Annotated in this window: 19 protein-coding genes and 1 tRNA gene; 7 read left to right on the top strand and 13 right to left on the bottom strand. The window is 57.1% G+C overall.

Annotated features, from left to right (window positions below; translation table 11 throughout):
* Nucleotides 1–48 precede the first annotated feature (48 nt).
* Nucleotides 49–124: transfer RNA gene (locus GOW16_RS02975), tRNA-Trp, on the top strand.
* Between the two features lie 150 nt (nt 125–274).
* Here the strand turns inward: GOW16_RS02975 and GOW16_RS02970 are convergent.
* A complete protein-coding gene (locus GOW16_RS02970; RefSeq protein WP_174864297.1) occupies nt 275–415 on the bottom strand; it encodes a hypothetical protein in 141 nt (46 codons plus the stop codon).
* A gap of 692 nt (nt 416–1,107) precedes the next feature.
* Here GOW16_RS02970 and lptF point away from each other — a divergent pair.
* Entirely contained in the window at nt 1,108–2,247 is a 1,140-nt protein-coding gene (gene lptF, locus GOW16_RS02965; RefSeq protein ID WP_170410043.1) for an LPS export ABC transporter permease LptF, read from the top strand.
* Here lptF and GOW16_RS02960 read toward each other — a convergent pair.
* A complete protein-coding gene (locus GOW16_RS02960) occupies nt 2,238–3,074 on the bottom strand; it encodes a LysR family transcriptional regulator (RefSeq protein WP_170410042.1) in 837 nt (278 codons plus the stop codon). The genes lptF and GOW16_RS02960 overlap by 10 nt on opposite strands.
* 100 nt (nt 3,075–3,174) lie before the next feature.
* Between GOW16_RS02960 and GOW16_RS02955 the strand changes: the two genes are divergently transcribed.
* Complete coding sequence (locus GOW16_RS02955) at nt 3,175–3,765, top strand: HD domain-containing protein (protein WP_170410041.1); 591 nt, start codon at nt 3,175–3,177, stop codon at nt 3,763–3,765.
* On the opposite strand, the gene speB is transcribed toward GOW16_RS02955, so the two are convergent.
* The 10 genes from speB to GOW16_RS02905 all read right to left on the bottom strand — a co-directional run bounded on the left by speB (nt 3,762) and on the right by GOW16_RS02905 (nt 14,843).
* Nucleotides 3,762–4,604 (bottom strand): agmatinase, encoded by an 843-nt coding sequence (gene speB, locus GOW16_RS02950; RefSeq protein WP_170410040.1) that lies wholly within the window; start codon nt 4,602–4,604, stop codon nt 3,762–3,764. The two genes, GOW16_RS02955 and speB, sit on opposite strands and share 4 nt — an antisense overlap.
* Entirely contained in the window at nt 4,601–5,770 is a 1,170-nt protein-coding gene (gene nspC, locus GOW16_RS02945; RefSeq protein ID WP_170410039.1) for a carboxynorspermidine decarboxylase, read from the bottom strand. The genes speB and nspC overlap by 4 nt, the downstream gene beginning before the upstream one ends.
* A gap of 90 nt (nt 5,771–5,860) precedes the next feature.
* Entirely contained in the window at nt 5,861–7,084 is a 1,224-nt protein-coding gene (locus tag GOW16_RS02940; RefSeq protein WP_170410038.1) for a saccharopine dehydrogenase family protein, read from the bottom strand.
* A gap of 22 nt (nt 7,085–7,106) precedes the next feature.
* On the bottom strand, nt 7,107–8,996 hold the full coding sequence (gene speA, locus GOW16_RS02935; protein ID WP_170410037.1) for a biosynthetic arginine decarboxylase: 1,890 nt from the start codon (nt 8,994–8,996) through the stop codon (nt 7,107–7,109).
* Nucleotides 8,997–9,097: 101 nt separating this feature from the next.
* Nucleotides 9,098–10,183: a DUF1513 domain-containing protein gene (locus tag GOW16_RS02930; RefSeq protein WP_170410035.1), complete on the bottom strand. Its 1,086-nt coding sequence runs from the start codon at nt 10,181–10,183 to the stop codon at nt 9,098–9,100.
* 3 nt (nt 10,184–10,186) lie between these two features.
* Complete coding sequence (locus tag GOW16_RS02925) at nt 10,187–11,197, bottom strand: imelysin family protein (RefSeq protein ID WP_170410034.1); 1,011 nt, start codon at nt 11,195–11,197, stop codon at nt 10,187–10,189.
* Between the two features lie 3 nt (nt 11,198–11,200).
* Entirely contained in the window at nt 11,201–12,748 is a 1,548-nt protein-coding gene (locus GOW16_RS02920; RefSeq protein WP_170410032.1) for a di-heme oxidoreductase family protein, read from the bottom strand.
* Entirely contained in the window at nt 12,708–13,193 is a 486-nt protein-coding gene (gene bfr / locus GOW16_RS02915) for a bacterioferritin (RefSeq protein ID WP_170410030.1), read from the bottom strand. The genes GOW16_RS02920 and bfr overlap by 41 nt, the downstream gene beginning before the upstream one ends.
* The gene (locus tag GOW16_RS02910; RefSeq protein ID WP_170410028.1) at nt 13,141–13,434 is read right to left on the bottom strand and encodes a (2Fe-2S)-binding protein; all 294 of its coding nucleotides are present in this window, start codon (nt 13,432–13,434) and stop codon (nt 13,141–13,143) included. The genes bfr and GOW16_RS02910 overlap by 53 nt, the downstream gene beginning before the upstream one ends.
* A 140-nt stretch (nt 13,435–13,574) precedes the next feature.
* Nucleotides 13,575–14,843 (bottom strand): imelysin family protein, encoded by a 1,269-nt coding sequence (locus GOW16_RS02905; protein ID WP_170410026.1) that lies wholly within the window; start codon nt 14,841–14,843, stop codon nt 13,575–13,577.
* A gap of 235 nt (nt 14,844–15,078) precedes the next feature.
* Here GOW16_RS02905 and GOW16_RS02900 point away from each other — a divergent pair, with 235 nt between their 5' ends.
* Both GOW16_RS02900 and GOW16_RS02895 read left to right on the top strand, forming a co-directional pair.
* Entirely contained in the window at nt 15,079–15,612 is a 534-nt protein-coding gene (locus GOW16_RS02900; protein WP_170410023.1) for a ZrgA family zinc uptake protein, read from the top strand.
* Nucleotides 15,613–15,760: 148 nt separating this feature from the next.
* Entirely contained in the window at nt 15,761–16,111 is a 351-nt protein-coding gene (locus tag GOW16_RS02895; protein ID WP_217354468.1) for a DUF1428 domain-containing protein, read from the top strand.
* Between the two features lie 108 nt (nt 16,112–16,219).
* Here GOW16_RS02895 and GOW16_RS02890 read toward each other — a convergent pair whose 3' ends face one another.
* Nucleotides 16,220–17,119, bottom strand: coding sequence for a LysR substrate-binding domain-containing protein (locus GOW16_RS02890; protein WP_170410022.1), 900 nt, complete (start codon nt 17,117–17,119; stop codon nt 16,220–16,222).
* 93 nt (nt 17,120–17,212) lie between these two features.
* On the opposite strand from GOW16_RS02890, the gene GOW16_RS02885 reads away from it, so the two are divergent.
* Complete coding sequence (locus GOW16_RS02885) at nt 17,213–18,733, top strand: trimethylamine methyltransferase family protein (protein WP_170410020.1); 1,521 nt, start codon at nt 17,213–17,215, stop codon at nt 18,731–18,733.
* Between the two features lie 80 nt (nt 18,734–18,813).
* Nucleotides 18,814–21,264: a GcvT family protein gene (locus GOW16_RS02880; RefSeq protein ID WP_170410017.1), complete on the top strand. Its 2,451-nt coding sequence runs from the start codon at nt 18,814–18,816 to the stop codon at nt 21,262–21,264.
* The last annotated feature ends 11 nt before the right edge of the window (nt 21,265–21,275 follow it).

The following is a 21,275-nucleotide window of genomic DNA, read 5'->3' as shown; positions in this document are numbered from 1 at the left end:
AAAGCCTCTTGAGTCCGCTGCGTGGCTGGCATATCTGATGCCCACCTTAGGGGTATAGCTCAGTTGGTAGAGCGACGGTCTCCAAAACCGTAGGTCGCGGGTTCGAACCCTGCTGCCCCTGCCATTTAAAATCAATCACTTACACTGCTTTCGCTTAGACTAAGTTAGACCAGTTGGGGGCTTAGTTGGGAGTTTTTGTTCCCATTTCGTGCCGTTCTAGCTTGCGAATTCCCGATTCTGCCAGTTCCGCATCACGGCTGAATTAGTGGGCGTCCTAAATCGCGCCAACGTCGTTCAGGCTATGGCCGATAATTGTAGCAATCTCAATTTCGGAGCATCCGGCGATGGCCAATATGGTTACCGCAGTATCGTGCAGATCGTGAAAGGTCAGGCCGGTGACCTCTGCCTTTGCCACTGCCTTGCGCCAACTGGCGTTGAACCCGTGGCTGGTTCGTCTATTGTGTTCTCCTCGAGCGGACAACGTTGTTGGCGGAAATTTCTTCAATCAAACTATCAACGCGAGTTAAAGAAATCGTGCTGACCCCCATTCAGCTCGGTGTAGGTGAATTGAACTTGGTCAATTTTCGCATTTTACCCGATTTTCGCCCGAGTGGTCGCTAGAGCGCCCCACACATTGCTCACTAACTCGCACTGGACAGACCAGGCGCTGCTGAACGCCAAGTTCTGATTGTGCCCGCTTGTTACCCGGTGAAGCAGTGCCGGTAGATGATCTCTTGCCTATCATGCTTGCGAAGGTCCAGATGCTTTACTTCCTTTTCCAACATCCTATTGGTTTCGCACCGATTACGATTAAAGTTGGCGTTTTCTACCCGTTTGGATCTTTTTTCTTCCGCGGACGCAAATAGGTTCGAAAAGACACCGTTTCCGATGATGACGTCTGCTAGTGCGATCATATCCTCCACCTCTGTATGACTGACTGTGCCTGTCGATCAGATTGGTGGCAGTGTTGAACCTCGGGTTTCGTGGAGGTTAATGTTAGTTTAGTCATGCGCTGGAACGGGTGCCCGCAATTCGATCAATCCCGGTTCCCTAGACCTTTGGAATGGCATATGGTCCTGCCCACAACAGACAGGCGGAAGAGGGTTCATGTCGCGATTTGATGGTTACTTCCTGCGGCAGTTGCTGATTCTCTTCGGCTTTTTCACCTTGGTTCTGGTTGGTGTCTTCTGGATTACCCGTTCTGTCAGCCTGTTTGATCGCGTGATCAGCGGCGGCCAGCCTGCGATGGTGTTCCTGGAGTTCACGGCATTGACGTTGCCGACCCTGATACGGACCGTGATGCCAATGGCAGTGTTTGCCGCCGCCGTCTATGCCACCAATCGCCTGAGCCGCGAAAGCGAGATGACGGTGATGCTGGCCACTGGGACCAGCCCCTGGAGGCTGTCGCGCGCGGTGTTTGTATTCGGTGTTATGACCGGCCTGATGATGGCCGCGATCAGTGTCTTTCTGCGGCCCGCGTCAGTTGAGCAGTTAGAGCAGCGTCAGGCCGAAGTTGCGGGGGATGTCACCGCCCAGCTTTTGAATGAGGGTGAGTTTCTGCATCCCGCTCAAGGTGTTACGGTCTATATCGGGGAAATTGATCTAGACGGGACCCTGTCAGAGGTTTTTGTCTCGGATCGTCGGAATGAACAGGACCCGGTTAGCTATTCCAGCAAGACGGCTTATTTGGTCAACAATGGCACCGGCATTCATCTGGTGATGGTCGACGGAATCGCACTGCGCCTGGATCCGCAAGGACGGACTTTGTCGTCGACGCTTTTTGCGGATGCTTCCTATGACATCTCGGAACTGACAAGCTCCGATACCAGTGCCATGAGGACACTTGAGGCGATCCCGACGATCGAGTTGATCCAGGGTCGGAGTGACATTCTGGCAACCGAACATTTCTCGGAAGGGGAGTTGATCGAAGAGCTGCATCAGCGCTTCTCGTGGATTGCCATTTGTGTTGCGGTGGCGATGGCTGGGTTTTCGACCTTGATGCTGGGCAGCTTTTCGCGCTTTGGGCTATGGCCGCAGATTTTCGGAGCTTTCACGATTTTGGTCCTGCTGGAGGGCGTCCGGGGCTTTGTGTCGCCGGTCGTGATTGATGATCCGAATCTGTGGATTTTGCTTTATATGCCTGCGGTTATCGGCGTCCTGATTTCATGTGTATTCCTGTTGATTGCCGGGCGGCCATTGTTGCACACCCGATCGCGGGGTGCGAACGGGACCTTATCTCAAGCCTGATCCGCCGAACGCAGGTCGGTCAGGCACGTCACGACATCGTCAAAAGCATCGCTGTCCCGTCTAGTTACAAGATAAAGGGGCAACATCAGTTCCATCGCTTTGGCAACCGGTGCCAGGGTACCTTCGTGCAATTGATCCCGAATGACATATTCGGGGAAGTAACCTGTGCCGCCGCGCCGCAGAATGTAACGCAGGCCCATCATGCAATTGCCCAGGAAGAGCGTCTGGGCCGACGCTTTGCGGGCAGCAGATCGCACGTGGTCCTGATAGACCTCGCCTAGCTCGAGATTTACGAAAACTGGCTCCTCACCAGCGCCGGGCGTTTCGACCAGCATCAAACGCTCAGGCGCCAGTTCCTGAAACAGAACGCGTCGGTCAAATGGCTTTTCGTGGGTGAGCGCCGCATCCAGCACATGCGTCGCAACAGCTTCGACCATATTGAGGTCGTGATCGTAGTTCAGGGTTAGCAACAACTGGCCATGGAGCTGTTCATATCGAATGGCCAGATCGACCAGCAATGGATCCCAGATGCTTAGCTGCGCACCAAGGCGCAAGGCGGTCCGGTGTGGTGATTGGTTTGGCAAGTCACAAGAGGCAAAGGACCAAAGCGAAAGCACTTGTTCTGCATAAGGTCGAAACTGGCGTCCGAACTCAGTCAGGTTTGTGCCGCCAGCACCGCGCGTGAACAGAGGCTTTCCGGTTTCCTCTTCGATCAACTTTATACGGGCGCTGACCGCAGTCTGAGTGACGTTGAGCTGTCGCGCGGCGGCATGAAAGCCTCCGGTGTCTGCAACACAAAGGAATGTCTCAAGGGCTTTGATCTGCATATCGAAAGTATTTTTTGATTGATCTGATAAAATCAATTCATTTTTTTCAACTTTTGCCTCTGGCTATGCTGGCGACAGCAGATCAGTCAGAGGAAGCATCATGCTGGACAAAAGCCACAAACCCACCTGGACCAGTTTTGAAGAGGCGACCAAGGCCGACTGGGACGCCGTCATGGAGTATGAAGAGGCGTACAATGCCGCCCTTCCGGACCGTATTCTGGATGCGATCCGCTCTCTGGACGAGGAGTGGACGCCTTATCCCGTCAACCGCTATCAGCACAGCTTGCAGGCTGCGACACGTGCTTATGAAGATGGCGCGGACGAAGAACTGGTCGTTGCTGCACTGATCCACGACACCGGTGATATCCTGTCGCCCTACAACCATGGTGAGCTGTCAGCCGCGATGATGAAGCCCTATGTCAGCGAGAAAACCCATTGGATTCTTAAACACCACTGCGTGTTTCAGGGGTATTACTACAATCATCATTTGGGTGGCGACCGCAACGCCCGCGACAAGTATCGCGACAGCCCCTATTGGGAGGACTGCCGCTATTTCTGCCATGAGTACGATCAAAAGGCGTTTGACCCGGACTATCCAACCAAGCCGCTGGAGTTCTTTGAACCCATGCTGCGCCGCGTGCTGAACAAGGGCGAAGGTCACATGGAACTAAACGAGACTGCTAGCGACTAACAGGCGGCCATCAGCCGATAGACAATCTGTGCTGCGGTAAAGTCCCAGGCGGCATTGCCGTCGGGGGCAAGTTCAACCACGTCGAAGCCTACGCACTTGCGTCCTATCAGTGCATGTTCGACCAGCCGCAGAGCCTGATAGTATCCCAGTCCACCAGGAACCGGAGTTCCGGTGGCTGGCATTTGGGCCGGATCCAAACCATCGACATCAAAGCTGACATAGACCAGTTCGGGGAAATCCTCGGGCAGGTCAACGGCGTGGATGTTGCCTGTCACCAGTTCCTCAGCATCCACGTGGAAGACGTGGTTTTTCAGGCGGCTTTGCGCCTCTTCGGTGGAAAAGGCGCGGACGCCGAACTGAGCCAGTCGAACGCCTTCCTCGGCGAGCAGGTGCATGACCGAGGCATGGCTGTGTTTCTCGCCCTGATAGGCGTTCCGCAAATCGGCATGGGCGTCAATCTGGACAATCCCGATCGGCTGGTTCAGCGCACGCGCCACGCCCATAACCGCTCCGTAGCTGAGGGAATGCTCTCCACCCAGCGTCACCGGGACTTTGCCAGCGCGGACTACGGCCTCGGTGCGTTGGGCAAGACGCTCCATAACCTCGGGCAGGGCAGCGTCACAGTTCAATTCAGGTTCAGTAAAGATACCCTCGACACAGGGCTCGGCATGGCCGGTTATCCGTTCCAGCTCGTTACTGGCCTCGATGATCGCTTCGGGGCCTTTTGCGGTGCCTGACCCGTAAGAGACAGTGCGTTCCAGCGGAACCGGGATTACACGGAACCGGGCGTCTTCGGTGCGCTCGGTGGCTGTTAACTCACTATCGAGGAAAATGCTCATGAAAGTCTCTCTTTGAAGTCGTCATAGCCGAACTGTTTGATGATTTTCAATTCGTCCGTTTCGCTGTTCCAAAGCGCGATTGTGGGCAGGGGAACACCGTTGAACGTGTTGGTCTTGACCATCGAGTAATGCGCCTGATCGAGGAAGGCAAAGCGTTGGCCGATCTCCAGCGGCTGGTCCCATGTGTAGTCACCGATCACATCGCCCGCCAGACAGGATGGGCCGCCGAGGCGGTAGGTATGACCTACGTCAGCCTCATCCATCAAGGCCGGGCGATAGGGGGCCTCAATCACGTCGGGCATGTGGCAGGTGGCCGAGATATCGGTGATCGCGAGCTTCATGCCATTGGTGGGCAGGTCGAGGATTTCACCCACCAGAATGCCCGCATCCAGAGCGACCGCCTCACCGGGTTCGAGGTAGACGTCGATGCCGTATGTCTCGCGGATGGTTTTGATGAAAGCAACCAGCCCGTCACGATCATAGTCGTCACGAGTGATATGGTGACCACCTCCAAAGTTCAGCCATTTGAGCTGGCCGAAGAAGGGTTTGAGTTTTGGCTCAACGGCGTCCCACGTGCGCTGCAGCGGCTCAAACCCCTGTTCGCAAAGCGTGTGCATGTGCAGGCCGTCTACATCGGTCAGTGTGTCTTCGGTCAACTGACTGACGGGCGTCCCGAGACGCGAACAAGGCGCGCAGGGATCGTATTTCGGAATCTCGCCTTCGGAGTGTTCCGGGTTAATGCGCAGTCCGACCTGAACACCAGCGGCTTGAGCTTTGGCGAGGAACCGATCCTTTTGCGTCGGTGAGTTGAAGATGATGTGGTCGGACAGTAACAGAATTTCGTCGATATCGGCGTCCTTGTATCCGGCGCAGAACGTTGCGACCTCGCCACCATATTCCTCGCGACCCAGCCGCGCTTCGAAGATACCGGAGGCGCAAGTGCCGCCGAGGTGTTGGCGGACCAACGGGGCAAGTGAGAACATCGAGAACGCCTTGAGCGCGCTCAGCACATGCGCACCGGATCGGGAGCCAACGTCAGCGAGGATGCTCAGGTTTCGTTCGACGGCCTTTTCGTCAACTACGAAGCAAGGTGTAGGTACGCGGTTGAGGTCGAAGGTGCGGAAGGCTCCGGCATCTCCGGCTTGGGTGGTCATCATGTCGGACATGTCAGGCGTCTCCGATTATGGAGAAGCCGGGGGGGCGCTGCCCCCCCCGGACCCCCCGAGGTATTTATTGCCAGATGAAGCTAAAGCGGATCAGAATTCGACGGGACCGTCGAGTTCGTGGACTTGCCACGGCAAGCCGTGTTCGTTCAGCATGTCCATGAAGTTGTCCGGGTCCAGTTGCTCCATGTTCCACACGCCGGGTTCGGACCAGTTGCCATTCAGTACTTGTGCCGCGCCGATCATGGCGGGGACACCGGTGGTGTAGCTGACGGCCTGTGATCCGACTTCGCGGTAGCATTCCTCGTGATCACAGATGTTGTAGATGTAGTAGGTCTTCTCGCCCGAGCCGTCCTTGGCCTGACCCGTGGCGATGTCGCCGATGCAAGCCTTGCCTTTGGTTTCCGCGCCCAGATCGCCGGGATCGGGCAGCAGGGTTTTCAGGAACTGGATAGGGATGATCTCTTTGCCATCATGCATCACCGGGTCGATGCGGGTCATGCCGACATTTTCCAGCACCTTGGCATGAGTGATATAGGCGTCGCCGAAGGTCATCCAGAAGCGGGCGCGCTCGATCTCGGGGAAGTGGGTGCTGAGCGATTCCAGTTCCTCGTGATACATCAGGTACATGTTCTTGGGACCGATGGCGGGGAAGTCGAATTCGACCTTGTGGGTCATCGCCGGGCTGTGTTGCCATGCGCCGTTTTCCCAGTGACGCACTTCGGCCAGCACTTCGCGCAGGTTGATTTCCGGGTTGAAGTTGGTGGCGAATTCCTGATCGTTGGACCCGCCATTGGCGTCCAGCACGTCGATCTGACGAATGGTGTCCAGCTTGTGCTTTTTCAGCCATGTGGCAAACACGCTGGTCACGCCCGGATCAAAACCCGAGCCTAGGATGGCGGTCAGCCCGGCCTCTTTGAAGCGTTCCTGATAGGCCCATTGCCAGTGGTATTCGAACTTGGCTTCATCCTCGGGTTCGTAATTCGCAGTGTCGAGGTAGTGGATACCGGCCTCAAGACACGCGTCCATCAGAACCAGATCCTGATAAGGCAGGGCGAGGTTCACAAGGATTTCCGCGCCGGTCTCCTTGATCAGCTTGACCGTGTCTTCGACCTTGTAGGCGTCCAGTTCTGCGGTCGCGATATCAACGCCCACGCGTTCTTTCACAGCTGCTGCGATGGCGTCGCATTTCGATTTCGTGCGGCTGGCCAGAGTGATTTCGGTGAAGATGTCCGAATTCATCGCCATCTTGTGCACGGCGGCGTGTGATACGCCGCCCGCGCCGACAACCAGTGTTTTGCCACTTAAAGTGCCCATGGGGGTGATCTCCTCTCTGGGGTTATTCGTAATAGGTGTAGCCGTTGATCGAGTCGCGATAGGCGCCCATCAGGGTTTTGCGGTCCTTAGCCATAAGAGTACCGGTCGAAATCGCCTCGTCCACCATTTTACGGAACGCGGCGACGCAATCCTGCGGGTCGAATTCGACATAGGACAGGACCTGACTGATCGTGTCGCCCTCTTGTTCGTGCAGCAGGTCAAAGCCGCCGTCTGCGCGTAAGTCGATGGTGACGACATTGGTGTCGCCGAACAGGTTGTGCAGATCGCCCAGTGTTTCCTGATATGCGCCGACAAAAAAGACGCCCATGAGGTATTCCTGATCTTCGGGCAGCGAATGTACCGGCAGGCTGGGCGAGACGCCGTCGGCGAGGATGAACCGGTCGATCTTGCCATCGCTGTCGCAGGTGATGTCCGACAGAACTGCGCGGCGGTCCGGCGTCTGGTTCAGGCCTTGCAAGGGCACGATCGGGTGTAGCTGGTCAATGGCCCAGACATCCGGCAGCGACTGGAATAGCGAGAAGTTGCAGTGGTAGATATCGGCCACTTTCTCAAGCTGGTCGTCCACATCCGTTTCCAGCTCGCCGCTTGCCGCCAATGCCTTGAGGCGCGCAATCAGAGACAGATAAATTCGTTCCGCGCGGGCCATCTGGCGCAGGTCGACATAGCCGCGGCGGAACAGGGCGCGCAGTTCGTTGCGATAGAAGGTGGCGTCGTTCCAGCATTCCTGCAACCGATCGCTGGACAAGTATCCATGCACGGCGGCGAGGTCCGAGACCAGATGGTGATCGTCGGGTTCGACCTCAGGTCCGTTAGGCGCGTCATACAGAGTGCTTTCCAACACGTTGAACACCAGCATCGACGATGTCGCCACTACTGCACGACCGCTTTCAGTGACCAGCGTCGGGTGGTCCATCTCGGCTTCATCCATCGCATAGGCTACGGTTTCCACGACATTGGCGCAGTATTCCTCGACCGTGTAGTTGATCGAGTTCTCAGCGGCCTTCTTCTCGCCTGTGTAATCCACGCCCATGCCGCCGCCGAGGTCCAGATGGGTCAGCGGTACGCCCTCGCGCGTCAGTTCGGTGTAGTACCGGCAGGCCTCACCCACCGCACGGCGCACGTCGTTGACGTCCTGCACCTGAGAGCCCAGATGCGAATGCTGCAGCTTCAGACAATGCAGCAAACCCGCCGCTTTCAGCTTGTCCACCGTGGCGACCAGTTGGTCAGTGTTCATGCCAAAGGCAGAACGATCGCCCGAGCTTTCTTCCCACTTGCCGCTGATCTGGTTGGTCAGTTTTACCCGCACGCCGATCAGAGGTTCGATGCCCAGCTCGTTGTAGACCTGGATCACTGTCTCAGCCTCTTTCGGGCTTTCCAGAACGATGACCGTATTGAAGCCGATCTTGCGGCTGAGGATAGCCAGTTGGATAAACTCGGCATCCTTTACACCATTGCAGACGATCAGCGCCTCGCTGGCCAAACGATGGGCCAAGGCGACCACCAGTTCGGGCTTGGATCCGGCTTCAAGCCCGTAGTTGTATCGTTTCCCGAACTCGACGATCCGGTCGACCACTTGTGCCTGCTGGTTCACCTTGATTGGGAAGACGCCGCGATAAGTGCCTTTGTAGCCCACACGTGAGATTGCATCGCGGAAGCTCTTGTTCAGGTGTGAAATCTCATGTTCCAGATAGGAAGACACGCGCAACACCATCGGTGCCTTGATGCCTCGGTCGTCCAGGTCACGCAGAATTGCGGGCAGGCTGATTGCGTCGGCCTCGGGTGCCATGGGGTTGCGCAGACCGATCTCGCCCTGCTCCGTCACCTCGATGAGGTCTTTGCCCCATTTCTCAACTCCGTAGATGGAATGCGGTGCGTCGGGCGTGTGTTTCAATCAAGTCAGTCCTTGCAAGTCAGGGTGCCAGTTTCGCGCCCGCCAATACGGCAGCATTTTGATTCTTCCAAGTGTAATCTATGTGGCGGGAATTGCCGAATTCAGGCAGCTGTCCGAATTGGGATCAGGTGGTTGTCCCATTGGCAATCAGGTCGTGCGGATATTTGGGCCTTGTTCTTTGACAATTGCCCGATGACACCAGCCCCGGTTGTGAACACAAACCCGTTTGGTGCGGTGCCAAGACCGCAGACGTCCTCGTGTCGGAAAACGCCATCAAGCTGCCCGTCCGCCACCCGAAATCGGTGAAGTGCATTGCCGCGCGGACAGGTTATGGCGACCGTTTCGCCCTCACCTGAAAAGGCGATACTGCCCGCATACCCCTGCAGCGTGCTTTGTTCAGCGTTGGGCGCGCTAAAGAGCCAAGGTTTTTCACCAGGGCGATGCAATCCCAAAAGGGGTGGGTGTTGGGACGTATCCCCTTGCCACTGCATCGCGAACCCGACCAGGCCATCGGCTCGTACGGCCAGATGGCGGATCGAGTTTTTGTGCAAGTCTTGTGGCAGCTCTACCTGCTCAAGAACCTGGCCATTTTGATCCAGGTAGGTCAGGCGCGGCTGCATCACAGGCAGGTTGAGCTTGGTTCTTCCTGTTTCGGGGTGGGTTTCGATCCCGCCATTTGCCACAACCAATGTGCGACCATCTGGCATCAGCCGCATGTCATGGGGACCAACACCGCCCGAAGCGAACTCGCCAATTCGTGTGTAGTCATCCGTGTTCCAGACACCAATCACGCCCTGACCGGCCTCAAAATCGTTTTCAGTGGTGAACAGCCGTGTTCCATCAGTTGAGAACACGCCGTGCCCATAGAAATGGCGGCCCTTCGGAGCCTCTAACACAGCGGTCTGTGTGCCGGTCGCGCAGTCGATGATGATTGCAAATGTTCCCGGACGGCGTGCAAACGCCACCGCTTGCGCTTGGTACGGATGCGCCGCCGCCGCGTGCCCGCGCGCGGGCAACGGCAGGGCAAACAGGATGTCGCCGCCCGCATCCAGCCCGGCCAGCCGAAAAGTTCCATCCGGGAACAGTGCGGCGGCCAGATAATCCGGTGCGCCGACAGCGGACCATCCACGCAAGGGCGCAAGGCTGGCGGCAGCCAACCCAGCGAGAAAACTTCGACGGCTTGTCACGGTTCAATCCCCGTCCAGTGAGTTGAACCCGGCATTGATGCCCAGCGTGGGGCCAAGCTCGGTCGAGGCAATGGCGCGGATATCGTTGATGGATTGTTGTAGCGCCTCAACGCGGAACCGTCCCTGCGGAGTTGACACGTCGGCAAATGACGGATCGTCCAGTGACTGTGCCCGATCGATGGCGACGGTGAATGCGCTGTCCAGATCGGCGGCGATGTCCGGGTGATCCGCCGACAGGCGCTCGGCAAGGTCGCGCAGGGCAGTCAGAGACAGCTCCACATGTCGCAGCGAACGTTCGGAACGCCGTGCCTCGGCGCGTTTGGGGCGGGGGCGGTCGAACGTACCCAGAGGACGGCCAATGCGGGTTTCAGCCGTGAACTCCGAACCTGTTATCAGGGCCTTGTAAAGCTCTTGCATGGCTTCGTCTTCGGACCGGTACGGGCTGGTCTCGCCAGGGTTTGCCAGCGCGTGTGCATAAGTCGCCCAATCTGCGTCAATTGCGCTGGCATTGCGGTCGATATCCGAACTGATGGCCTGTATCAGCGCGCAGCGATATTCAGCGCTGCCTTGGTCGGCGAACCTTGGATCGTAGAGCATCAGTTCCAAGGCGAAAAACCCGCGTCCCGCCACTGAAGTCTCCGCAAAGGCGTCAGGGGATTGGATGGCCGAGTCCTCAACCGCAATCAGGCCAGACAGGGCTTTTGGCGTAAAGCCCTTAGTGTCGGGCCAAAATGCCAATGCGAATGCGCGGTCTTCTGTTTCAGATGGGCCAAAGCGCAGATGGCTGACCGAAATCCAGTCGTCAAACGCGGCGTGGTATGCACTGCGAAGCTGGTCTGACGTCGGGCTGCAATCCGTGTGAGCCGCCTCGGCCAATGCGTTTGTGGACTCTGACAGTGCGGCATAACCGGGCAGGATGTGGACCGCGATGATGTCGGACAGGATCTGCCCGCGATCTTGCGCATATACGCTCTGCGGCAATGTCAGGAAAATGGCGATTGCTAGGGCGCGCATGGGTCAGAGGCTCTCTAGAAATCTGATAAGGGCGTCTCGGTCGGCTTTAGGCATCCCGACGACGGTATCGCGCGCAGTCTGCGCCTCACCTCCGTGCCACAGGATCGCCTCGAGCAGTGACCGCGCGCGCCCGTCATGCAGAAACTGCGTATGACCTGACACCTGATGGGTCAGGCCGATCCCCCACAGCGGCGGCGTGCGCCATTCGCGTCCTGTGGCGCGCGCCTCGGGGCGGTTGTCGGCCAGCCCGTCGCCCATGTCGTGCAACAGCAAGTCTGTATAGGGCCAGATCAGTTGGAAGCTGTGTTCGGGACGGTCTTCCATACGGTGCGTCACAAAAGAAGGTGTGTGGCATGATGCACAGCCTGTATCGTCAAAAACCTGCTTGCCGCGCAGCACTTCAGGGTCGTCCACGTCCCGCCGGGCCGGGACACCCAGATTTCGGCTGTAGAAGGCGACCAGATCCATACCGACCTGATCAATCTCAATGGTTCGGTCGTCGCCATCGCCATGAGGCGCGTTCACGCAATCCGCTTGCGCATCGGTGCAATCACCGTGTGGAGCCGGGTAGAGAGGATTGGAAATGCCGATGTCCCCGGCAAAGGCCGCTGCGGATTGCTCCATAATTGTCGGCATGCCCGCCTTATGGCCAAACCGGCCCATCATTGGCGCATCATATTCAATTGCCCATACGATGTTAGGCCGGCCGGATATTCCGTCGCCATCCACATCTTCCGGGTCCGCATTCGCCAGCAGGTCTTCTACCGGGATCGCCTCGAGCAAGCCCAGGCCGATCATCTGCGGAGCCACGCGGGGGCTGATCATCGCGTCAGGATGCAAAGAGCCATAACCCAGATCGGCAGCTTCGTACGTGGGACGCCGCAAAGTGACGACTTCTCCATCCGACATAGTGACGGGAACGTCCTCGTAAGTGATGTCCAGCGTGTATTCTGCCGGGTGGCCGGGAAGGGCCAGATCCTGCATTTGCCCGCCGTAATTCGGTTCGGGAAGGGTGGCGATGTAGTCTTCGATCTCGGCGTACCCGTCCTCGGGAGTTCCAGGGATAGACACGCGCAGGAACATCGAAATTGCGTTGTCATCGGGGCCGTTGGGCGTATGTCCGCGCCCGTCCTTGATGTGACAGCGTTGACAGGATCGTGCGTTATAAAGCGGACCCAACCCATCTGAGGCCAATGTGGATGACGGAGAAGACACCCAGATTTTCTTGAACAGGCCGTTACCGACTTTGAAGTCAAGCTCCTGCTCGAAACTCAGGTTGCCAGAGGGCTGCGAAAAAGCATCTGCGTCGGTACGCGCCCGGACTGTCGCAGCACCTGCGGACAACTCTTCAAAACGCTGTGGCGCCCTGAAATCGTCAGGTGCATCGGTTACCCGCGCAATCCTTGCTTGTTCGTCTTCAGTTCTGGGAAGGTAATTGAGGTGAAGATCCCGCAGCTCTGCCGACAGGGATTGGGTGGCCGCAAGGACGGCCACCGGCAAAAGAGCAAGCTTACTCGCCTTCGTCCATTTTCGATGCGTTAAGGTGCGCATAATTGGCTTCGCCAATCCTTTCGTGCAGGTCGAGCTGCGTTTCGAGGAAATCGATATGCCCTTCCTCATCCGCCAGCAATCCTTCAAACAGAGACATAGTGACGTAGTCGCCAGCGCTCTGACAGTATTCGCGTGCTTCCTTGTACAAAGCCCGGGCATCGACCTCTGCTGCCAGATCGCATTCCAGTGTCTCTTTCGGAGTCTGGCCGATGCGCAATGGGTCAAGCTGTTGCAGATTCGGGTGACCGCCCAGAAAAATTATTCTCTCAATCAGCTTGTCCGCATGTCCCATTTCCTCAATAGATTCTTCGCGGCTTTTCTTGGCCATGTGGCCGAGGCCCCAATCCTCCTGCAGTCGGTAATGAAGCCAATACTGGCTGACAGCCGTTAGCTCATGCCGCAGTGATTTGTTTAGATATTCTATGACCTTGGGGTCGCCCTTCATCTGCATTCTCCTGTGTTACCTCGCTGCGAAGTGCGCGAAGCTGCATCGGGACTTCCAACTTATCGCTGGAACGCATCGAGTCTAGGAAAAGCGGCATGCAACCGCCACAATCTGCAGATTTTCCAAGGGCATGGTAGATTTTGCCGGGGGTGATGACTGCGTAAGGATCAGATGTACGCATCCAGTCGATAGCCGCGTGGATATCGTGATCCGAGATATTTGTGCAGTGGCATACGATCATGGCAATCGGGCTCTGAGTTGTATTTCTTACTGTATTAGTAAGTTATATTTGGGGCGTCCAGAGGCAACACGTCACATGTGCCTCACAAGTTTTGGAGGCGGCGAGAACCTGCCGCCTCCGTGCGGTGTGGACACGGTGCTTTAGTGGAAAACCGCGTCGGGGTTATCCAGGCTGTCCGAACCTTCAAACTCGATCTGGTCGAGTTCCAGTGCGGTCACAATGCGCTCGATCGTTTTGGTCTGATCGACCAGGCCGTTCACACCGCCCATTATCAGAACTTCGCCGCCTTCATTGCCGCGCTCAAGCATCTGGTCATAGGCAAATCCGGCTTCTGCGGTTGACTTCAGACGTCCCAGAGCCTGCATGGTGTTGGCCAGTTTTACCTTCATCTCAGCGTCCAGAGACGGGTCGCTGGCGATGACCAGATCAGACAGGGATGCGCCGCTGACCGGGGTGCCGTCGATGCGGGTGTAGCTGCCGAGATAGACGTTCTGTACGCCCAGACCATCGTAGTAATGGCTGTTATGCGTGTTGTCCGAGAAACAATCGTGTTCCTCCTCGGGGTCGTTCAGCATCAGGCCAAGGCGCATACGTTCACCCGCTTGCTCACCGTAGGACAGAGAGCCCATTCCGGTCAGAATGGCGCTGACGCCCGCGGTTTCATCGGCCGTCAGTGCCGCGCGTGCTTCGCCGCCGTCAGCCCATTGCGCCGCCATCCATTCCAGATCGCTGACCAGCAGGTCGGTTGCGGCACTCAGGTATTGGGCGCGGCGGTCGCAATTGCCGTTGGTGCAATCGTCACCCTGAACATAGTCGGTATAGGGGCGGTTGCCTGCACCTGCGCCGTGTCCATTCAGGTCCTGACCCCACAGCAGGAATTCGATTGCGTGGTAGCCTGTGGCAACGTTTGCCTCGATCCCGTCGGCCTCGTGCAGGGTCTCGCCCAGCAATTCCGGCGTGATCTCGCTTGCGTCGATTGTGTTGCCTGACAAGTCGAACTTGGGGTTGGCGATGACGTTCAGTGCGGCGAATTCGTTCTCGTCCGTCGGACCGCCATAAGCTGCGTCGACATAATCGATCAGGCCTTCATCCAGCGGCCATGCGTTTACTTTGCCTTCCCAGTCGTCAACGATTGCGTTGCCGAAACGGTAAACCTCGGTCTGCTGATAAGGAACACGTGCGGCAATCCACGCGGCGCGTGCAGCGTTCAGAGTGGCGTCTGACGGATCAGCGATCAATGCGTTTACAGCAGATTGCAGCGACTTTGCGGCGATCAGGCTGTCGTCATATTTAGCTTCGGCGATGTTCGCGTAGGTGTTCAGAACGTCGATCTTTGCAGGGGCATCTGCAAGTGCAGCAGTTGCGATACCAAGGGTCAGGGCGCTTGTGGCGACAATGTATTTGGTCATGTAGGTGACACTTTCCTGTCAGAAATAACTCTCCAGCGCCGCCTCAGCGACGCGCATGCGCAAAAACTGAGTGAAATAGTAAATTAAGTCAACCTGAGTTTTATTGTCGGGATTGAATGCCGCACCTTTTCAGACCAATTCCCCAGAAATAGCGGGGCAGGCGTGTCGAAGCCGCGATTGCAAGGGTTTTTAATCACATTAGAATAGACTGCGTGATTCCTTGTTGGATGGTGCCTTGTTTAGGAAGTTTGCGGCCATTGCTCTGATACTGTTCCCTGTGATGGCTCTGTCGCAGGCACAGGACTCTGTGCATGAACATGGTACGGGGTATGTAGATATCGCGTTTGCGGATCAGACGTTCTCATTATCCCTCACCGTGCCTGCCGCCGATATCATTGGGTTTGAAGGCCCTGCCGAAAGCGACGACGATCGCGCGAAAGTGGCAGTTGCGATCTCTGATCTCTCCAAGCCTTTGGGGTTGTTTGTGCTGCCAGAGGAGGCGGGGTGCTTTACTGCCTCAGCCAACGTCACACTGTCGGGCGAGCGTTTGGGGCAAGACAGTACCGAACAGGCTGCTGATGAAGACCAACATAGCGAGTTTCTGGCAGACTATCTGATTCAATGCGAGGATATTACGGCGTCGGACAACATTCGATTTGCCTATTTTGACCGATTTGAAAATGCGCAGAAGCTGATCGTTCGGGTTGCGCGGTCCGGTGAAAGCCGCACTTACGATGTAACTCGGAGCCATCCAGAACTATCGATGTGACACAGCAAAATCCTGTGCCGAATATTCGGGTGGACTGACCATTCAGGAAACAGACCATGCTAGCCAACCACGTTGCGACGAGGTCGGTATGGCAGCGCCTCTAATTGTGCTAGAGTTGCGTGTGACTGCTTTCTGGGAGGGCTGTTGAGTGGCTTGGATCATGGCATATGCAGGGGCGGTTCCCACTGCAAAGAAATCGGAACATCAATTACAGGCAAAGCGGATGGCGCATATCTTCCGCAAACATGGCGCAACGCGGGTGGTCGAATCCTGGGGCGCGGCCGTGCCGCCCGGTGAGGTTACGTCGTTCCCACTTGCGGTGCAGGCTGGCCCGGATGATACGGTTGTTACAGGTTGGCAGGAATGGCCGGATCAAGCGACGCAAGAGGCCGGTTTTGCCGCCGCCATGCAGGACCCGGATATGGGCGACATGAGCGACATGCCCGTCAATGGAAAAACAATAATATTCGGCGGATTCGAGGTTCTGGCGGATATTTGACTGGAAATCCCACCTGAGTGTCGATGTCCTGAATTTTTTGATCGCTACTCTGCAACAATTCGCGATTTTCTGCGGCTTGCAAATTCCGTATTGCGTTCTCAATGGCGCTCAGACTTTGCTGAGCATCCAGTCGCGCACCCGTTTCGCGTTGTCGACCAGTGGCTTGTAGTCAGACCAGACCAGATAGAAACCATAGCCGGTTTCCCATTGCCAATCCTCCATCGTTGTCAACAGGCCGCGCCGCGCCAGCGGGGTTGTGAGATGGCTCCAGCCTAACGCATATCCTTCGCCCGCAAGTGTCGCCTGCAATACCAGCGCGTAGTCGTTCAGCCTTAGCCCGGACACCGGTGGTTTCTGAGTGATCCCGAAGCTTTCGAACCAATGGGTCCAGCCGGGGCGTTCGCGTGTCGGTTCCTCAAGGTGGATCAAACGATGTTGCAGTAATTCCTCAATGCTGCCGGGTCGGCCTCGTGCATCGATTTCCACCGGGCTGGCGACGGGGCACAGGATTTCCTCTGCGATCAGCGCTGAATTGCAGCCTTCCCACGATCCCTTGCCGCGCCGAATGGCAAGGCTGATGTTCTCGGCAACGATGTCCGGTTCCCGGTCGCTGGATTGCAGCCTGAGGTCGATATCGGGGAACGACTGGTGGAATTCTTGCAGTTTCGGCATCATCCAGAAAAAGTTGAACGCCGACGAAGCGTTGAGCGTGACGTGGTCATTCTTTGTGAATTGCCGGACTGCATTAACCGAGCTGAGGATCTGATCGAATGAGCGCGAGACGTCGGAATACAGCTTTGACCCGGCCGAGGTCAGAACGATTTTCCTGTGTTCGCGGTGAAAAAGCTGTACGCCCAGCGAGGCTTCCAGCTGCTTGATCGCAGCGCTGACCGCAGGCTGTTTCACATTCATTTCATCGGCTGCGCGCGTGATAGACTGTAACCGTGCAGCTGCCTCAAAATATACTAAGTGCTTTGAGGATGAGATCGTTTTCCAGAGCTGATGCATAATTTGTGTTTATCTAAACCATCACCTTTTTCAACCGTCACGAACACTGTGTTGCGCGGTAATGTTTCCGGAGAATGAAGCGAGGAATCACTCATGGCCAGACGCGCCCGTGCAACGCGTGACCGCCAAAGCGCCCCCACCGGAGCCCCGGCATCGCCATACATTCAGCGGAGATTGAGTTATTTCAATCCGCTGAACGAAGAGGATTTGGTGCGGCTTGAGGCTCAGGTCGACTGGATTTTCGAAGACGTTGGGATTGCCTTCCGTGACGATCCCGAGGCGCTGGATCTGTGGCGTCGAGCGGGTGCCAGGATCGAAGGGGACATCGTGCGCGCTGACGCGTCTTGGATCCGAGACCTGTGCGCAAAGGCACCCAGAAAATTCACGCAGCTTGCCCGCAACTCTGAACGTTCAGTCGTGATCGGCGACGGCAGTCAGGTGTTCGCGCCGGTCTATGGAGCGCCTTTCGTTCGCGATCTGGAAGGGGGACGGCGATACGGTGACATGGCCGCGTTCGAGCAGCTGGTGAAGCTGACTTATCTGCACCCAAACTTGCATCACGGCGGTTTTGTCACTTGCGAACCGTGCGACGTGCCCGTCAGCAAACGGCATTTGGACATGCTTTTTGCCCACATGACGCTCAGCGACAAGCCGCATCTGGGGGCCATAACCGAGATGAGCCGCGCGCAGGACAGTGTTGAGATGGCCGAGATCGTCTTTGGCGCCGATGTGATGGAAAAGAACTGTGTCATCATGGGCAACGTCAACACCAACTCTCCCTTGCTGGTGGACCGGGTGGTGACCGAATCCGCGCGCGTCTATTCCACGCGCGGTCAGGGTATGATCGTGGCGCCCTTTGTCCTGTCGGGGGCGATGGGGCCGGTCAGTACGGCGGCCAGCGTCGCACAGGCCATGGCCGAGGCAATGATGGTTTGTGCCTACGTTCAACTGCTACGTCCCGGCGCGCCATTTGTGCTGGGCAACTTCCTGTCGTCCATGTCGCTGAAGTCTGGTGCGCCGACCTTTGGTATGCCCGAGCCTGTGATCTCGAATTACGCGATTGGCCAGTTGGCGCGCCGCGCCGGGCTGCCGCTGCGTTGCGGGGGGTCGTTGACCGCCTCCAAGATTGAGGATGCTCAGGCGGCATATGAATCCGCGGACTCGATGCACTCAACCATGTTGGCCGGGGCGAATTTTGTCCTGCATTCCGCAGGCTGGCTGGAGGGTGGGCTGTGCACCGGATTCGAGAAGCTGATCATGGATGCGGATCGCCTTGGGTCTTATCAGAAGGTCCTGAGCCAAGGGCTGGATACAAGCGATGACGCATTCGCTCGTGACGCTTACGGAGAGGTTGAGGCCGGAGGCCATTTCCTCGGCTGTGCGCACACAATGCGAAATTACCAGACAGCGTTCTATGAACCGAAACTCAGCGACAGCGAGAATGTCGAAAGCTGGGAAGAGGGTGGCTCCAAGGACATGCGCCGCCGCGCTTACGAACGCTGGAATGAAATGCTGAACGCATATGAGCCTCCGGCCATGGATGAAGCCAAGCGGGAAGAACTGGTCGCTTATGTGGCGCGCCGCAAAGGGGAAATTCCTGATGCCTGGTACTAAGGCGTCGGTTCGGTGGGCATTGAAATTAACCTGATCCCGGCCATTTCCGCCGCCCAATATTGAACTGAAGAGAGATCAAAATGCCCGAAATTCAAAAAGATGAAAGCACCGGCAGCAAAAAGCTTCCGTCCCACGCTAAGGTCGTGGTGATCGGTGGCGGTGTCGTTGGCTGTTCGATTCTGTTCCACCTTGCCAAGTTTGGCTGGAAGGACGTGGTTCTGCTGGAACGCGATGAGCTGACGTCCGGCTCATCCTGGCATGCCGCCGGTCAGATCCACACGATCAGTTCTGACCCCAATATCTCGCGCCTGCAGAGCTATACGATCGACCTGTACAAAGAGATCGAGGAAACCTCGGGGCATTCAGTCGGTCTGCACATCACCGGCGGGTTCTACCTGGCCTCGACCAAGGACTGGTACGACTACCTCAAGCGGGAGCGGTCCAAGGCGCGCTACATGGGGCTGCATCAGGAATTCATCAGCCCGAAAGAGGTGGCAGAGCGTCATCCGCTGATCGACCCCAAACATTATCACGCGGCGCTATGGGATGATCAGGACGGTGATCTGGACCCCTCAGGCGCGACCTATGCTTTCGCCAAATCGGCCAAGGTGCATGGGGCGCAGTATTTCACGCATTGCGGCGTGACTGCGATGACCCAGCGCTCAGATGGCAGCTGGGATCTGACCACGCCCAAGGGCCAGATCAATGCCGAATATGTGGTGAACTGCGGTGGTCTTTGGGCCCGCGAGGTTGGTCATATGTCCGGCGTTCACCTACCAGTGCAGCCAATGGAGCACCACTATCTGATCACCGAGAAGATCGACGCCGTGGCCAATCATGGCGCGCGCCTGCCCGCTGGTATCGACTACGAGGCGAACATCTATTTCCGTCAGGAACGTCAGGGCATGCTGCTGGGAACCTATGAGCCCAAAGGCACGCCGTGGAAGGTTGACGGAACACCGTGGGATTTCGGGCATGAGCTTTTGCAGCCCGATCTGGACCGCGTGGCTGACCGGTTGGAGATGTCCTTTGAACGCATCCCGGCAATTGGCGAGGCCGGCATTAAGGACATCATCAACGGGCCATTTACCTTTGGCCCCGACGGCAATCCGATGATCGGCCCGGTTCCGGGCATGAAGAACTATTGGGTCGCTGTTGGCGTCATGGCAGGTTTCTGTCAGGGCGGGGGCGTGGGCCTGACCATGGCCGAATGGATGATCGACGGTGAACCGTCGATCGATGTCTGGGCCATGGATGTGGCGCGCTTTGGTGAGTTTGCAACTCCGGACTGGGGCACAATCAAATCGACCGAGAATTACGAACGTCGTTTCGTGATGACTTTCCCGAATGAAACCCTGCCTAAGGGGCGGATGCAGAAGACAACTGCGCTCTATGACCGGTTGGTCGCCAAGGGCGCGGTGATGGGGCAGGGGTTTGGTCTTGAAAACGCCTTGTGGTTCGCTGATGGCCCCGAAGATGCGTATGAAACACCCACGTTTGAACGAAACCGGAGTCACGACTATGTCGCGCGCGAGGTCAAGGGCGTGCAGGAGGCCGTCGGTGGGATCGAGATCGCTAATTTTGCCAAGCACGAATTCAAAGGTGCGGGTGCGCGCGAATTTCTTGATCTGACGTTGGCGGGCTATGTGCCTAAACCGGGTCGTCTGACCCTGACCCCGATGTTGACGGAAAAAGGACGCCTCTATGGGGACCTGACCGTCGCTTGTCTGGCCGACGATCACTTTATCCTTTTTGGCTCAGGCGCGATGCAGGAGGCGCATCGTCGGTGGTTTGAAAAGGATTTGCCCGCCGATGTGACTTATGCCAACGTTTCGGACGATTGGCATGGCATAGCGCTGTCCGGGCCAAATTCGCGTGAACTTTTGGCTCGTATTACCCGCGACGACGTGAGTGCCGATGTCCTGAAGTTCCGCGACCTGCGCCAGACTTTCGTCGGCGGAGTGCCCGTGATACTGAACCGGATTTCCTTCTCGGGTGAGCTGGGGTTCGAGATTTATTGCCGTCCGCAATATCTGCTGCGCTTGGCCGACGCGATTGAAGAGGCCGGTGCCGATCTGGGCTATTGCTGGTATGGTGCACGTGCGCTGATGTCCTTGCGTCTGGAAAAAGGCTGGGGTGTTTGGACCATGGATTTCCGGCCTGACTTCAACGCAGTCGAAAGCGGCATGGATGCCTTCATCAACTGGAAGAAGGACTTTGTTGGCAAGGACGCCACGATGAAATTCAGGGAAGAAGGCGTCACCCGCAAGTTGGTGACTATGACCATCGACGTGGACGGGATCGATGTCTCTAATGACGAAGCAATACTAAAGGACGGCGAGGCCGTGGGGTACGTGTCATCTGGCGGCTACGGGCACCGCGTCGGGAAGTCGATGGCCATGGGGTACGTTGCGAAGGGAAGTGCCGTGCCCGGCACAAAGCTGCAGGTCGAAATCCTGGGCGATCTTTATGACGCAGAGGTGCTGGGCGCGCCGATCTACGATGCGAATGGTGCAAACATGCGGGCGTGACGCCTTGGCCT

Origin of the sequence: Ruegeria atlantica (genome assembly GCF_013033965.1) — a bacterium.
GTDB lineage: Bacteria > Pseudomonadota > Alphaproteobacteria > Rhodobacterales > Rhodobacteraceae > Ruegeria > Ruegeria atlantica_D.
Note: the sequence above shows the minus strand (reverse complement) of the source record. Positions and strands in the feature narration are given on the sequence as shown.

Excerpts from the sequence above, each read along its gene's own strand:
- GOW16_RS02920 (WP_170410032.1), bottom strand. The coding sequence starts at position 12,748 with ATGCGCACCTTAACGCATCGAAAATGGACGAAGGCGAGTAAGCTTGCT.
- bfr (WP_170410030.1), bottom strand. The coding sequence starts at position 13,193 with ATGAAGGGCGACCCCAAGGTCATAGAATATCTAAACAAATCACTGCGG.
- GOW16_RS02940 (WP_170410038.1), bottom strand. The coding sequence starts at position 7,084 with ATGGGCACTTTAAGTGGCAAAACACTGGTTGTCGGCGCGGGCGGCGTA.
- GOW16_RS02905 (WP_170410026.1), bottom strand. The coding sequence starts at position 14,843 with ATGACCAAATACATTGTCGCCACAAGCGCCCTGACCCTTGGTATCGCA.
- GOW16_RS02880 (WP_170410017.1), top strand. The coding sequence starts at position 18,814 with ATGCCCGAAATTCAAAAAGATGAAAGCACCGGCAGCAAAAAGCTTCCG.
- GOW16_RS02960 (WP_170410042.1), bottom strand. The coding sequence starts at position 3,074 with ATGCAGATCAAAGCCCTTGAGACATTCCTTTGTGTTGCAGACACCGGA.
- GOW16_RS02885 (WP_170410020.1), top strand. The coding sequence starts at position 17,213 with ATGGCCAGACGCGCCCGTGCAACGCGTGACCGCCAAAGCGCCCCCACC.
- nspC (WP_170410039.1), bottom strand. The coding sequence starts at position 5,770 with ATGTCCGACATGATGACCACCCAAGCCGGAGATGCCGGAGCCTTCCGC.
- GOW16_RS02890 (WP_170410022.1), bottom strand. The coding sequence starts at position 17,119 with ATGCATCAGCTCTGGAAAACGATCTCATCCTCAAAGCACTTAGTATAT.
- GOW16_RS02955 (WP_170410041.1), top strand. The coding sequence starts at position 3,175 with ATGCTGGACAAAAGCCACAAACCCACCTGGACCAGTTTTGAAGAGGCG.
- GOW16_RS02910 (WP_170410028.1), bottom strand. The coding sequence starts at position 13,434 with ATGATCGTATGCCACTGCACAAATATCTCGGATCACGATATCCACGCG.
- GOW16_RS02925 (WP_170410034.1), bottom strand. The coding sequence starts at position 11,197 with ATGCGCGCCCTAGCAATCGCCATTTTCCTGACATTGCCGCAGAGCGTA.
- speB (WP_170410040.1), bottom strand. The coding sequence starts at position 4,604 with ATGAGCATTTTCCTCGATAGTGAGTTAACAGCCACCGAGCGCACCGAA.
- lptF (WP_170410043.1), top strand. The coding sequence starts at position 1,108 with ATGTCGCGATTTGATGGTTACTTCCTGCGGCAGTTGCTGATTCTCTTC.